Below are 13,050 nucleotides of genomic sequence, written 5' to 3'. Positions count from 1 at the left end.
AACACGCTAAGTCGCGGGAACGACCGTGCCGGAGACCTCGCCGAGACAGATCCCGTCCCGGGTGGTGGCGGTCAGAGTGACGGTGTCGCCGTCCTCCAGGAACGTCCGGGCCGCACCGTCGGCCAGCTTGAACGGCTCGGCGCCGTTCCGGGTCAGCTCGACCAGCGAGCCGGGGTCGCGGGGCCCGGAGACGGTGCCGCTCGCGAACAGGTCGCCCGTGCGCACCGAGGCGCCGTTCACGGTCAGGTGGGCGAGCATCTGGTCCGGCGTCCAGTACATGTCCCGGTACGGCGGCTCGGCGACCGTCTCACCGTTGATCTGGACGCGCAGCGCGAGGTCGAGCCCCCAGGGGGCGGCCCTGCGCAGGTAGGCGGGCGGCTCGGGTTCCTGCGGCGGCCCCTCGACGCGCGCGCCCTCCAGGGCGTCGAGCGGGGTGATCCACGGCGAGACCGAGGTCGCGAACGACTTGCCCAGGAACGGGCCGAGCGGGACGTACTCCCAGGCCTGGATGTCCCTGGCGCTCCAGTCGTTGACCAGGGTGACGCCGAAGACGTGGTCCTCGAAGGCCCCCGCGCGCTCGCCGAGCCGCGTGGGCGTCCCCACGACGAAGCCGACCTCCGCCTCCAGGTCGAGGCGGAGGGACGGCCCGAAGGACGGCCGTCCCCCCGGGGTGGACGGCGGGCGCTGGCCGCACGGCCGCCTGATTGGCGTGCCCGACACGACGACGGTCCCGGACCGCCCGTGGTAGCCGACCGGCAGATGCCGCCAGTTGGGCTTGAGCGGCTCCTCGCCGGGGCGCAGGATCCGGCCGAGGTTGGTCGCGTGCTCCAGCGAGGCGTAGAAGTCGACGTAGTCGGCCACCTCGATCGGCAGGTGGAGGGTCACCGCGTCGAGCGGGAGCAGGTGGTCGCCCGTCCGCGCCGCCTCCGCCGCCCGCTCGCGCGCCTCCCGCCACGCCACGCGGCCCAGGGCCATGAACGGGTTCAGGACCGGGGCCGCGAACACCTCGTCGCCCAGGGCGGCCGCGAGGTCGAGGACCTGGTCCCCGACCCGCACCCCCACCCGCCGGGGCTCGCCGGGGCGGGAGAACACGCCGTAGGGCAGGCCGCGCCGCGCCGGCGTCACCCGCGGCCCGCCCACGTCCAGGCGTACCCGGGGTCCTCGCAGGCCAGGGCCGCGGGGCCGAGGTCGAGCGGGCGGAACGTGTCGAGCATGACCGCGAGCTCGCTGGTCTGCGTGACGCCCTGCCGCACGGCCTCGACGGCGGCCTCCACCGCGCCCGGCTGCGGCCCGTGCGTGAAGCCGGCCGGGTGCAGCGAGACGGATCCGACGTCGATGCCCGACCCCCTCCTGGCCGTGTAGTCGCCGCCCGCGTAGAACATGAACTCGTCGGAGTCCACGTTGTGGTGGTTGTACGGGATCGGCACGGCCTCGGGATCGAAGTCGAGCGGCCGGGGGCAGAACGAGCAGATCACGAAGCCCGGCCCCTCGAACGTCTGGTGAACCGGCGGCGGCGCGTGGGTCCGCTTCACGATCGGCTCGAAGTCCTGGATGTTGAAGGCGTACGGGTACAGGCAGCCGTCCCAGCCGACCACGTCGAACGGGTGGTTCGCGTAGGTGAGCCGGGTCAGCCCGCCGCGCGTGCGGACCAGGACCGGGACCTCCTCGCCGTCCACCAGCAGCGGCTCGCCCGGGGCGCGCAGGTCGCGCTCGCAGTACGGCGCGTGCTCCAGGAACTGGCCGTACTGGGACAGGTAGCGCTTCGGCGGCCGGATGTGCCCGGCGGCCTCGACGACGAGCGCGGTGACCGGGCCCTCGGGCACCCAGCGGTGGACGGCGCCGGTGGGGACGACCACGTAGTCGCCCTCGCCCACGTCGAGCGCCCCGTACGCGGACTCGAAGCGCGCCCGGCCGCTCGCGAGGTAGACGCACTCGTCGCCCATCGAGTTGCGGTACAGCTCGCTCGGGCTCCCGGTGGCGGCGTACGAGATGCGGACGTCGCCGTTGCCGGCCAGCAGCATGCGGCCCGTGACGAGGTCGCCGCCGGGCGACAGGTCCCCGGTGCGGAAGTGGCGCGGGGACAGCGGCAGGTTCGGCGTGAGCGCCGCTCCTCCCGTCTCGACCGCCTCGGCCTTCACGATCGCCGTGGGCGCGTGGCGGTGGTAGAGGAGCGAGGAGTCGGAGGAGAAGCCCTCCTCGCCCATCAGCTCCTCCTTGTACAGGCCGCCGTCGGGCCTGCGGAACTGCACGTGGCGCTTGCGGGGCACCTCGCCGACGACACGGTAGTGCGGCATGACGACCTCCAGCAGAGCGTGTCCGTTAAGCGGACAGCTTCGTCCCCTATACGTACGACCTTCCGTCATGCGTGCCGTCCCTGTCAAACCCCGTCGGTCAGCGCCTCGGCCAGCCGTTCCGCGGTGGCCAGGACGAGCGGGCCCACCTTGTCGAGGTCGAGGTCGGTGAAGCTGACCACCCCCACGGACGCCTCCAGCCAGGGCAGCCCCCGTACGGGCGCGGCGACGCCCTGGGCGCCCTCCTGGAGCTGGCCGCGGCTGCTGTGCAGCGCCCGCTCGTCGCCCGAGCGCAGCGCCAGGACGGCGAGGCCGGCCGCGCCCCGCGTCAGCGGATGGCGGGAGCCCTCCCGGTAGGCCACGTGGAAGTCGGTCCAGGACGGCTCGACGACCGCCACGGCGAGCCCCTCGTCGCCCTCGGCCACCGTCAGGTGCGCGGTCGCCCCCGCCTGCTCGGCGAGCGCGCGGAGCGCGGGCATCGCCGCCGCCCGCAGCAACGGCTGGACGGCCCGGGCCAGCACGAGCACGCCGAACCCGAGGTGCACCCGGCCGGCCGCGTCCCTGCGGGCGAAGCCCTCGGCCTGGAGGGTGGTGAGCAGCCGGTACACCACCGGGCGGCTCAGCCCCAGCTCCTGGGCCAGCTCGGTGGGCGTGCGGCCCCGGTTGCCGTCCGCGAGCAGCCGCAACAGCTGCAATCCCCGTTCCAGCGTCTGCGCCGACTCGGCCGCCATCATGATTCGATTATCCCGGCCCCCGGCGCGGGACGCGGAGGCCGGAGGCTCCGGAGGAGGGCTGCGATGAGGTCGGTCGTCGTGGTGGGCGCGGGGATCTGGGGGTCCTCACTGGCGTTGCGCCTGGCGGAGACCGGGTGGCGGGTGACGCTGGTCGAGCAGTACACGCCGGGGCACGTGCGCCAGTCGAGCGCGGGGGAGACGCGGCTGCTGCGGTGCGGCCACGGCTCGGACGACTGGTACGCCGGGATGGCGTGGCGGGCCCGCGAGGGCTGGCGGCGCCTGGAGGAGCGGACCGGCGAGGAGCTGTTCTGCGAGTCCGGCCTGATGTGGTTCGCCCACCGCGAGGACGGCCCGGAGCGCCGGAGCGCGCGGGTCCTCGACGCGCTCGGCGTCCCGCACGCCCTGCTCGACCCGGACGAGGCCGCGCGCCGCTTCCCCGGGCTCGGGACGGACGACCTCGCGTTCGCCCTGTGGGAGCCGCACGCCGGGGTGCTGCGGGCCCGGCGCGCCACCCAGGTGACGGCCAGGCTCGCCCTCGACGCCGGCGTCCGCCTGGTCCGCGCGCGAGCCCTGCCGTACGGCGGGGGCACGGGCGTCGTCGCGGACGGGGAGGTGCTGACGGCCGACCGGGTGGTGTGGGCCTGCGGCGCCTGGCTGCCCGAGGTGTTCGGCGCCGAGTTCGGGGTGGAGGTGGAGGTCACCCGGCAGGACACCTTCCACTTCGGCGTGCCGTCCGCGTGGGCGACCCCGCCCGTGCCCGCGTTCTGCGACTACGAGATGGCGGCGTACGGCCACGGCGACCTCGACGGCACCGGGATGAAGGTGACCGACGACGCCGAGGGCGAGCCGTACGACCCGGAGTCCGGCGACCGGCGGGTCACGGAGGGCGCCGAGCGGGCGGCGCGGGCCCACCTCGCCCGCAGGTTCCCGTCCCTGGTGGGCGCGCCCGTCGTCTTCAGCCAGGTCTGCCAGTACACGCTGACCAGGGACTCCGAGTGGATCGTCGCGGAGGTCGCCGACGGCGTGTGGCTGCTCGGCGGCGACTCGGGGCACGGCTTCAAGCACGCGCCGGCCCTGGCCGACTACGTGGCCGGGATCCTCGACGGGCGGTGGGCGCCGGAGGCGCGGTTCGGCCTGCACGAGCGGCGGCCCGCCCACGGGCTCAGGACGAGCGGCCGCTCCGCCGCCTTCTGATCGGCGCCGCCGCGCGCGGCGGCCGGTGGGACGCGGCGGATCACTCCGGACGGCCGGACCTCGCCTGGCGGGCCCGCAGGACGATCTCCAGCTCGAACCGGACGTCGGGGTCGGCCAGCTGGTCGCCGTACAGCTCCTCCAGCTGACGCAGCCGGTAGCGGACGGTCTGGGGGTGGACGTGGAGCCCGGCCGCGACCTCGGCCACCCCGCGGCCGTGCTGGAGCCACGCCAGCAGGGTCTCCGCGAGACGGTCCTGCTGGGCCGGGCGGAGGTGCGCGAGCGGCGCGAGCCGTACCTCGGCCAGCGCGGCCACCAGTTCCTCGTCCTTGAACACCACGAGTGTGGCCATGTGGTCGGCGCAGTGCAGCAGGCCCTCCTGCGGGAGGACGCCGCGCCGGGCCAGGTCGAGCGCCTCGCCGGCCCAGCGGAGCGAGGTCGCGGCGGCGGCCACCGGGACCGGCGGGCCGATTGCGGCGTGCCAGCCGCGCAGGGCCCGCTCCAGCGCCTGCGCGCGGCCGGGGCCGGTGGGGTCGGGCACGACGAGGCACGGGCTGCGCCGGTCGAGCCCGGCCAGCACGTCGGGCGGGAGCAGGGACGACGGCGAGCCGCTGTCGCGCTCCTCCAGCGCCACACCGGCCACCGTCCGGGGCAGCCGCCAGCCTGCGGCCCGCGCCATGTCGGCGACGGCCTCGGGCGAGGCGGGGGGCCGGCTCAGCAGCAGGTCGAGCAGGCGGCGCCGGCGCCGCTCCATCTCGCCGGCGGCGTGGGCGCGCGCCTCGCCGAACCCCTCGGCGGCGGCGTCGGCGAGCTGGTCGAGGTAGATGAAGATGGCCTCGCCCAGGTCGTACAGCGTCTGGGGGTCGAGGCCGAGCTCGCCCGCCTGCTCGGTGACCTGCCGCCAGGCCACCCGCGCCCCGAGCCGCATCGCGGTCTGGAACGGCTCGAGGTCGCGGCCCTCGGCGGCCTCGCCGCGCCCGATGGTGCGGAAGACCTCGGGGTCCCAGGGCGCGCGAGGGTTCTCGATGCGCTCCAGGAACCCCTGCAACGCCTCGTTGACCGACAGCCGCAGGACCTTCAGGTAGATCTCGTCGGCCGGGCGCGCGTACTCGGGCACCCGGCGCTGGATCTCCGTGATCATCTGGTCCGCGACGTCGCCTAGCCGGGGACGCAGGAGCCTCGCGACACCCGCGGGCACCGCGCCCCAGAGTTCGTCGTCGGCTTTCAGCGCCCGCCCAGCCAGGCGCCGAACTCGTCCAGGTCGATCAGGCCGTCTCCGTCGGCGTCGACCTTGGAGATCGCCCCCTGGGCGCCGTCGATGGTCAGCGGCTCCCCGAGCACCTCCATCAGCCGCACCAGCTCCTCGGCGGAGATCCGCCCGTCCTTATCGGCGTCGATGAGGTTGAAAGTCACCGCATATTCACTCATGCCGTCCTCCTCCGGGATCGCGGTCAGCACCTTAGCCGATCAGACGCGCTACCCCCAGGTCGTAACCTGGAACCATGGGGGAGGCGGCGGGGACGGGGTTGCGTCCCGCCGCGGGGGAGGCGCGATGACCCGCATCCTGGTCGTGGACGACGAGCCTCAGCTCCTGCGCGCGCTGCGCATCAACCTGGCGGCGCGGCACTACGAGGTGGCCGTGGCGGCCGACGGCGCGGGCGCGCTGCGCCAGGCGGCCGACTGGCATCCCGACCTGATCGTCCTCGACCTCGGGCTGCCCGACCTGGACGGGGTGGAGGTCATCCAGGGCCTGCGGGGCTGGACGAGTGTGCCCATCATCGTGCTGTCCGGGCGGACCGGCGGCGCCGACAAGGTGGACGCCCTGGACGCCGGGGCCGACGACTACGTGACCAAGCCGTTCGGCGTCGACGAGCTGCTCGCGCGCATCCGCGCCGTCACCCGCCGGGCGGGCGGCCAGGAGACCGGCGAGGCCCGGGTCCGGCTGGGGGACGTCGAGGTGGACCTGGCCGGCAAGACCGTCTCCAACGGCGTCCGGCTCACCCCCACCGAGTGGCACCTGCTGGAGATCCTGCTGCGCAACCCCGGCAAGCTGATCAGCCAGCGCCAGCTCCTGACCGAGGTGTGGGGCCCGGCCTACCTGCGCGAGACCCACTACCTGCGGCAGTACCTGGCCCAGCTGCGCCGCAAGCTGGAGCCCGACCCCGGGCGGCCGGTCCATCTGCTGACCGAGCCCGGGATGGGCTACCGCTTCCAGCCCTAGGGAGCCGTCCGGCTCACGACGCGACGCAGCCGGGGACGATGGGCTGGTTGGCGCCGTTCCAGCTCGCCAGGAAGCCGAAGGACGCGGTGGCGCCGCCGGCGAGCGCCCCGTTCCAGCTCACGTTCCGCGCCGTCGCGGTGTCCCCCGACTGGGTGAGCGTGGCGTTCCACGCCTGGCTCACCTGCTGCCCGTTGAGGAAGCGCAGGGTCACGGTCCATCCGCTGACGGGCGTGGACCGGGTGTTCCGCACGGTCACGTCGGCCTGGAAGCCGCCGGGCCACTGACTGGTGATCGTGTAGGTCGCCGTGCATCCCGAGGGGGTCGGCTGCGGCGACGGCGTGGGGCTCGGAGTGGGAGTCCGGGTGGGCGTCGGCGACGGCGTGGGGCTGGGCGTGGGCGTGGGCGTGCGGGTCGGCGTGGGGCTCGGGGTGGGGCTGGGCGTGGGGCTGGGCGTGGCGCCGGACAGCAGGGCGGCCAGCGCCGGGTACCAGCGGTCCGACATCTTCTGGTCGCCGCTCGCGTTGGGATGCACGCCGTCGTAGGTGTCGGCCGCCGTGCTGAACCCGGTCCACTGGTCCACCACCACGATCGGGGAGGCCGCCGTGCTCTTGGAGGCCGCCCAGGCGGGGATCGCGTCGTTCAGCGCGACCACCCGCTGGCCGCAGTCGGCGCAGTTGCCCGGGTTCATCGGGAGGATCTTGGCGACCAGGATCTTCATGTTCGGGTTGTCGGCCCTCATCTGGTCGACGAGCTTGCCGAACGCGGCCGTGATCGTGGCCGGCGACTTGTTGTTCCACACGTCGTTGGTGCCGAAGTGCATCATCACGATGTCGGGGTGGGTGGCCGCCAGCCAGCCGGGGAGCAGGTTCTGGTCCGCGACGTTGGTGGCCAGGTAGCCGCCGTGGCCCTCGTTGTCGCCGTCGTACGGCACCGAGCAGCCCTGCGGGGGCAGCGTGCCGACCATGTCGATCGCCGTGTAGCCGCTGCTCTGCAGCCTGTTCCACAGCAGGGCCCGCCAGCAGCCCGGGGAACCGGTGATCGAGTCGCCGAGCGGCATGATCCGCACCGTGGCCGCCTGGGCGGGCCGGGCGACCAGGAGCCCGAGCACCATGACCAGCGCCGCCAGCACCGCACTTCTCTTCGACATCGCGCCCTCCGTCGTCGGCGGCGATGCTAGGAGCGGGTGGCCCGCCGGCCCAGCGACAGGCCGTCGCGGTGGCGCTGACCTGCGAGGACGCATGTAACGTTCAGGGCAGCAGCCGCTCCAGCGCCGCCACGTCGAGCGACCCAGGCCGGCCTCCCTCGCGGGCGAGCCGGGTGGCCTCCCGCTGCAGGACGAGGTTCACCGGAGTGGGCACCCCGTGCAGCCGCCCGAGGAGGACGATCTCGCCGTTCAGGTAGTCGACCTCGATCGAGCCGCTGCCCTTCGCCAGGCTCTGCCAGGACGACCCGCCCGGCCGCTCGACCCCGCCGAGCGGAGTCATCTCGACCAGGTCGCCGCGCCGCTCCCGTTCCTCCTCCTCGGACGAGTACGGGATGCCGGCGGCGGCGAGGACGGTCTCCCCCTCCTGCCTGGCCCGGCGGCTCACGGCCTCGGTTCCCTCGGCGTGGCCGCACAGCGCCTCGACCGCGTTCCCGAGGTTGCCGAGCAGCTTGCCGTACTTCCAGCGCATCACGTCGGGGACGGCGAAGGCGGCGAAGCGGCTCTTGCCGAGGTCGTCCGCCATCTGCTGGACCAGGTCGTCCACACCCTGTGGATAACGTCCGAGGGGGAGCATGCCCGATAACGGCGCGCCGTACGACGCCACGACCCCGGGTTCGAGGTGGAGGGCCGGCATCCACAGGCACATGCCGTACACGCGGGAGAACCGGCGCAGGGCCATGCGCTCGTTCTGCACCGCGTTCTGCGCGCAGACCACCGGGGCGTCGTCCCAGCCCCGCAGGGCCGCCACGGTGTCCTGGGCCTTGGTGGCGACGACCAGCACGTCCCCGTCGCGGACGGGGACGGGCCCGTCCGCGACCGGGATGGGGAGGACCTCCTCGCCGTCCGGGGCGACCAGGCGCAGGCCCCCCGCGCGCAGCGCCTCAAGGTGTGCGCCGCGCGCCACGAGGAGGACGTCGTGCCCGCTCTGGAACAGCCGGCCGCCGATGGTCCCGCCGATGGCGCCGGCGCCGATGACGATGTACCGCATTGCTCGATCCTGGCACGTGGTTCCACCTGCGCGCGCGAGCGAATATGCTGCGTGCGGTTCATTTTCCGCACGTCCCCGAGAGGATCGGCCCCATGTACAAGGAGTTCCTCGGCGAGGTCGTGGTGTGGCTGATCCCCGTCGTCATTCTCGTGGGCATCGCGCTGCTGGTGACCAGTCACGCCTGACGTCACGTCGTGAGGGGGCCGGGCCGATCTGGTCGGGCCCCTTCCGTTTGCCCCGGTCACGGCCGTACCCCTCCCAACAAGACCGGCAAACCCCACAAAAGGGACAAAACTGTCACTCCCCTGCAATGTTGATCAACACGAATTGATCATGCGATACTTCGCGAATGGCGTGATCGTCATGTGGGGAGCAAGCCGCCATGTCCGTGGATGTTGGTGCCGAACCGGCGCGAAAAGCGCGAACTCTACCCTTTCGCCGCGTGATCCCCGCGATCCTCCGTGATCCCGTGCGGGCCCTGCTCGACATGGGACGGGAGGCGGCCGGCGAGATCGTCAGGGTCAACCTCGGCCCCTTCCGGCCGTACCTGGTCACGCACCCCGAGCACCTCCAGCACGTCCTGCGCGGCAACGCCGCCAACTACACGCGCGACGGCGTCTTCTGGCGGCCCCTCCACCGCCTGTTCGGCGACGGCATCATGTCGGACGGCCCCGAGTGGGAGCTGAGCCGCAAGGTCCTGCAGCCGGTGTTCACCGCCAAGCACGTCGAGGCCCTGGCCGGACGGATGGCGGACGCGGTCGCCGAGGGAGTCGACGAGCTGTCCGGCCCGGCGGAGGCGGGCCGGGAGATCGACGTCCCCGAGTCCATGGCGAGGATCGTCAACCGGACGGTCGTGCGGGTCTTCTTCGGCGGCAAGATCGACATGGCGGACGCCGAGCGGCTGGCCCCCGCCTTCGACTCGATCGGCGCCTCGGTCGTGGTCCGCTACCTGCTGCCGTCCGTGCCGTACTCGGTGCGGGTCCCCGGCGACCGGGCCTTCCTGCGGGCCGTCGCCGCGATCGACGACGTCGTGGTCCCGCTGGTGGAACGGCACCGGGGGCGGCCGGACGACGGCGACGACATCTTCTCGGCCCTGTGCCGGGCCCGCGGCCCCGAGGGCGGCGAGGTGAGCGCGCGGTGGATCCGGGACAACCTGGTCGCCATGCTCGCCACCGCGACCGAGACCACGGCCGGCGCGCTGACCTGGCTCTGGCCCCTCCTGGCGGCGCATCCCGAGGTGGCCGGGCGGCTGTACGAGGAGGTCGACCGGGTGGTGGGCCGCGACCGCGTACGGCCGGGACACCTGGCGAGCCTGCCGTACACGGGGCAGGTCGTGCAGGAGCTGCTGCGCCTGTACCCGGTGGGGTGGCTGTTCCCCCGGATGGTCGTCGAGCCGGAGGTCGTGGGCGGGGTGCGGCTGGAGGCGGGCGAGACCGTCGTCGTGAGCCCGTACGTCACCCATCGGATGGAGGCGTTCTGGGACCGTCCGGAGGCCTTCGACCCCGGCCGCTTCTCCCGGCGGCGCTCCGAGGGCCGGCACCGGTACGCGTACTTCCCCTTCGGGGGCGGCCCCCACCAGTGCATCGGGATGCACGTCTTCGCGATCGAGGCGCGGCTGATCGTCGCGGGCCTCCTCGCCCGGTTCCGGCCGGTCGCCTGCAGCCCGGAGGTCGCCACGCCCCGGATGGGCGCGTCCCTGCGACCGCGCCAGCACGTGCGGCTGACCCTGCGCCCGGCCGAGGCGGCGTAGGCCGTGCACGCGACCCGCGCGCCCCTGGACGAGGTCGGGGCGGCACTGACGGCCGGGACGGTGGCGGCCGAGGCCGCCCGCGCGCACCGCGACCTGCGGGAGTGCGTCCTGCGCCACCCCGCCCTGTTCCCCGCGCGGCCGTTCGACGCGACGCTGCTGTCCGCGGTCGCGCTCGCGAACGCCTTCGGCTCACCCGGCGAGACGGCCGAGCGGCTCCGCGTCGCCAACCGGACCGCCCTGTGGATATTCGCCGCCGACTGGCTGCTCGACCACGTGGCCGCCTCGCGCGAGGAGGTGGACGGCCTGGTCGCCGGGTGCCTGCGGGTGGCCGACGGCGGGGAGCCCACGGCGGACCATCCACTCGGTGGCTTCCTGGCCGAGATCCTGGCCGAGCTGTCCGATGCGCCGGCCTTCGGCCGTCTGCGCCCGGTCTGGCGCGAGGAGCTCGAACGGATGCTCGCCGCGATGGCCCGGGAGTGGGGCTGGAAGACGGCCGCCCGGGAGGGCGCCGCGCTGCCGGGCCTTGACGAGTACCTGGACAACGCCGACAACTTCGGGTCGTCCCTCGTCAACGTCTCGCACTGGATCAGCGGGGGCGCGCCCGCGACGCTGGACCGGCTCGACGACCTGCGGGCCGCGAGCCGCCGCGTGCAGCGGGTGCTCCGGCTGGTCAACGACCTCGCCACCCACAGCCGGGACGTGGAGTGGGGCGACCTCAACGCGGTGATGCTCGGCGCCGGCCGGGACGAGATCGCCGAGCTGATCCGGCTGCTCGTCGCCGGCTGCCGGGACCTGCTCGGTTCTCTGAGGGACGCCTGCCCCGGCGACGTGGTCTATCTGGAACGGCAGATCGGGTACAGCATGGGCTTCTACGGCAGCACCGACTACTGGGGCGCGCTGTGAGCCTCGGCGGCCTCGTCTTCCCCAAGGCCGTCGACGCCGCGGCGGCGGCCGACGAGCTGGTGTCCGGGCTCATGTCCCGTCCCTGGGGCACGGTCTCCCCCTCCGTCTACGAGACGGGACGGCTCGTCAGCCTCGCGCCCTGGCTGGTCGGCCACGGCGAGCGGCTGGGCTACCTGCTGGCGTCCCAGACGTCCGACGGCCACTGGGGGCGGCGCGACGGCTACGGGCTGGTGCCCACGCTGAGCGCGACCGAGGCCCTCCTCCGGGCGGCGGGCCGGGGCGATCCCGGGGCGGAGACACTGGCGCGGGCGGCCGAGCGCGGGCTCGCCTGGCTGCTGGAGTGGCCGCCGGCGGGCGCCGACCCGTGGCTGCCCGACACCCCGGCCATCGAGCTGATCGTGCCCTCGCTCGTCGACCTGGTGAACGCGCGGCTCGACGGGTTCCGCGAGCCGCCGCTGTCCCACGTCTCCGCCCGGGGACGGCTGCGGCCGCCCGCCGGCCTCGACCCGGCTCCGCTGGCCCGCGTCCGGGCGGGGGTGGCGGCCGGCGCCGAGCTGCCCGAGAAGATACTGCACGCGCTCGAGGTCGCGGGCGACGCCGCCCGGGGAGCGCGGTCGGTGCGGCCCACCCCGATCGGCACGGTCGGCGCCTCGCCCGCGGCCACCGCCGCCTGGCTGGGCGACCGGGCGCTGACGGACCCCGGCGACATGGCCCGCCGGCACCTGGAGGCCGTGGCCCGCCGGCACGGCGGACCGGTGCCCGTCGGGTTCCCCGTCACCGTGTTCGAACGGGGCTGGGTGCTGAGCTCGCTCGCCCGCGCCGGCATCCCCTTCGACGCCCCGCCCGAGATGGTCGCCGACCTCAGAGCCGCCATCGCCCCGGGCGGCACGGCCGCGGGCGCCGGGCTGCCGCCGGACGCCGACACCACCTCCGTCGCGCTGTACGCCCTCGCTCTGCTGGGCGTGCCGTACGAGCCGGAGAGCCTGTGGGCGTTCGAGACGCCCACACACTTCTGCACCTGGCAGGGCGAGGAGGGCTCGTCGGTCAGCGTGAACGCCCACGTGCTCGACGCGTTCGGTCAGTACGCCGCCGCCCGGCCGGCCGCCGCGCCCCGCTACGCCGCGGCGGTGGGCGGGCTGGGCGCCTGGCTGTGCGAGCGGCAGCACGCCGAGGGCCGGTGGGACGACCGCTGGCACGCCTCGCCCTACTACGCGACCGCGTCGTGCGCGCTCGCACTGGACGCCTTCGGAGGCCCGGCGGCGCGCGAGGCCGTCCGGAGGGCCGTGCGGTGGACGCTGGAGACCCAGCGTGAGGACGGCTCGTGGGGCCGGTGGGACGGCACCCGGGAGGAGACGGCGTACGCCGTGCAGACGCTGCTGCTCACCCGTACGGGCGAGCGGGTCGAGGAGGCGGCCGCCCGCGGGTACGGCTACCTGCTGCGGGCGGGCGGCGAGGCCGGCGACCCGCCCCTGTGGCACGACAAGGACCTCTACCTGCCGGTGTCGGTCGTCCGGGCCGCCGTCCTGGCCGCCCTCCACCTCGCACAGTCCAACCGACTTGTTGTGGAGCGCTACCGTCAAGTATGATCTCGGCACGGTTTTACGGCTCAATATCAGTATATATTTGAACTTTCAGCTCTGAGGCCCTCCTTTAGCGCCCTTGAGCGTATTTCCGTGCGTTTGCTAGGGTGTCCGAGGCATGGCGCGGCGACAAATGTTGGGCGCTGTCCGCCGCCCCTAGCGATGAGCATTTGTTAATCGCCGGGAAA

12 protein-coding genes are annotated in these 13,050 nt (G+C 74.1%); 5 read left to right on the top strand and 7 right to left on the bottom strand.

The window, feature by feature from the left end:
• Positions 1-6: 6 nt before the first annotated feature.
• The 3 genes from fahA to Mco01_RS29075 form a co-directional block, all read right to left on the bottom strand.
• Positions 7-1,125, bottom strand: a complete 1,119-nt coding sequence (gene fahA, locus Mco01_RS29085) for a fumarylacetoacetase (RefSeq protein WP_239103987.1) — start codon at positions 1,123-1,125, stop codon at positions 7-9.
• Positions 1,122-2,294, bottom strand: coding sequence for a homogentisate 1,2-dioxygenase (locus Mco01_RS29080; protein ID WP_204060050.1), 1,173 nt, complete (start codon positions 2,292-2,294; stop codon positions 1,122-1,124). Before Mco01_RS29080 ends, fahA begins: the two co-directional genes overlap by 4 nt.
• An 83-nt stretch (positions 2,295-2,377) precedes the next feature.
• Positions 2,378-3,025 (bottom strand): IclR family transcriptional regulator, encoded by a 648-nt coding sequence (locus Mco01_RS29075; protein WP_239103986.1) that lies wholly within the window; start codon positions 3,023-3,025, stop codon positions 2,378-2,380.
• A gap of 63 nt (positions 3,026-3,088) precedes the next feature.
• Here Mco01_RS29075 and Mco01_RS29070 point away from each other — a divergent pair, with 63 nt between their 5' ends.
• On the top strand, positions 3,089-4,219 hold the full coding sequence (locus tag Mco01_RS29070; protein WP_204060049.1) for an NAD(P)/FAD-dependent oxidoreductase: 1,131 nt from the start codon (positions 3,089-3,091) through the stop codon (positions 4,217-4,219).
• Positions 4,220-4,259: 40 nt separating this feature from the next.
• On the opposite strand, the gene Mco01_RS29065 is transcribed toward Mco01_RS29070, so the two are convergent.
• Positions 4,260-5,414: a PucR family transcriptional regulator gene (locus Mco01_RS29065; RefSeq protein ID WP_486348083.1), complete on the bottom strand. Its 1,155-nt coding sequence runs from the start codon at positions 5,412-5,414 to the stop codon at positions 4,260-4,262.
• Positions 5,415-5,440: 26 nt separating this feature from the next.
• Entirely contained in the window at positions 5,441-5,644 is a 204-nt protein-coding gene (locus Mco01_RS29060) for an EF-hand domain-containing protein (protein WP_157099921.1), read from the bottom strand.
• A 124-nt stretch (positions 5,645-5,768) separates the two neighbouring features.
• Here Mco01_RS29060 and Mco01_RS29055 point away from each other — a divergent pair, with 124 nt between their 5' ends.
• A complete protein-coding gene (locus Mco01_RS29055; RefSeq protein WP_204060047.1) occupies positions 5,769-6,437 on the top strand; it encodes a response regulator in 669 nt (222 codons plus the stop codon).
• Positions 6,438-6,450: 13 nt separating this feature from the next.
• Here Mco01_RS29055 and Mco01_RS29050 read toward each other — a convergent pair whose 3' ends face one another.
• Together Mco01_RS29050 and Mco01_RS29045 are read right to left on the bottom strand one after the other, a co-directional pair.
• Complete coding sequence (locus Mco01_RS29050) at positions 6,451-7,584, bottom strand: cellulose binding domain-containing protein (protein ID WP_204060046.1); 1,134 nt, start codon at positions 7,582-7,584, stop codon at positions 6,451-6,453.
• A 100-nt stretch (positions 7,585-7,684) separates the two neighbouring features.
• Entirely contained in the window at positions 7,685-8,629 is a 945-nt protein-coding gene (locus tag Mco01_RS29045; protein ID WP_204060045.1) for a ketopantoate reductase family protein, read from the bottom strand.
• A 442-nt stretch (positions 8,630-9,071) separates the two neighbouring features.
• On the opposite strand from Mco01_RS29045, the gene Mco01_RS29040 reads away from it, so the two are divergent.
• Genes Mco01_RS29040 through Mco01_RS29030 form a run of 3 tightly spaced genes read left to right on the top strand, consistent with a single transcriptional unit; the run spans position 9,072 to position 12,868 of the window.
• Positions 9,072-10,379 (top strand): cytochrome P450, encoded by a 1,308-nt coding sequence (locus Mco01_RS29040; protein WP_204060044.1) that lies wholly within the window; start codon positions 9,072-9,074, stop codon positions 10,377-10,379.
• Between the two features lie 3 nt (positions 10,380-10,382).
• Positions 10,383-11,282, top strand: coding sequence for a terpene synthase family protein (locus tag Mco01_RS29035; RefSeq protein ID WP_204060043.1), 900 nt, complete (start codon positions 10,383-10,385; stop codon positions 11,280-11,282).
• On the top strand, positions 11,279-12,868 hold the full coding sequence (locus tag Mco01_RS29030) for a prenyltransferase/squalene oxidase repeat-containing protein (protein WP_239103985.1): 1,590 nt from the start codon (positions 11,279-11,281) through the stop codon (positions 12,866-12,868). Before Mco01_RS29035 ends, Mco01_RS29030 begins: the two co-directional genes overlap by 4 nt.
• The last annotated feature ends 182 nt before the right edge of the window (positions 12,869-13,050 follow it).

Source organism: Microbispora corallina, assembly GCF_016863035.1.
In the GTDB taxonomy this organism is placed as follows: domain Bacteria; phylum Actinomycetota; class Actinomycetes; order Streptosporangiales; family Streptosporangiaceae; genus Microbispora; species Microbispora corallina.
Note: the sequence above shows the minus strand (reverse complement) of the source record. Positions and strands in the feature narration are given on the sequence as shown.

Coding starts and splice junctions, on each gene's coding strand:
- Mco01_RS29080 (WP_204060050.1), bottom strand. CDS start 2,294: ATGCCGCACTACCGTGTCGTCGGCGAGGTGCCCCGCAAGCGCCACGTG.
- Mco01_RS29075 (WP_239103986.1), bottom strand. CDS start 3,025: ATGATGGCGGCCGAGTCGGCGCAGACGCTGGAACGGGGATTGCAGCTG.
- Mco01_RS29070 (WP_204060049.1), top strand. CDS start 3,089: ATGAGGTCGGTCGTCGTGGTGGGCGCGGGGATCTGGGGGTCCTCACTG.
- Mco01_RS29060 (WP_157099921.1), bottom strand. CDS start 5,644: ATGAGTGAATATGCGGTGACTTTCAACCTCATCGACGCCGATAAGGAC.
- Mco01_RS29055 (WP_204060047.1), top strand. CDS start 5,769: ATGACCCGCATCCTGGTCGTGGACGACGAGCCTCAGCTCCTGCGCGCG.
- Mco01_RS29050 (WP_204060046.1), bottom strand. CDS start 7,584: ATGTCGAAGAGAAGTGCGGTGCTGGCGGCGCTGGTCATGGTGCTCGGG.
- Mco01_RS29045 (WP_204060045.1), bottom strand. CDS start 8,629: ATGCGGTACATCGTCATCGGCGCCGGCGCCATCGGCGGGACCATCGGC.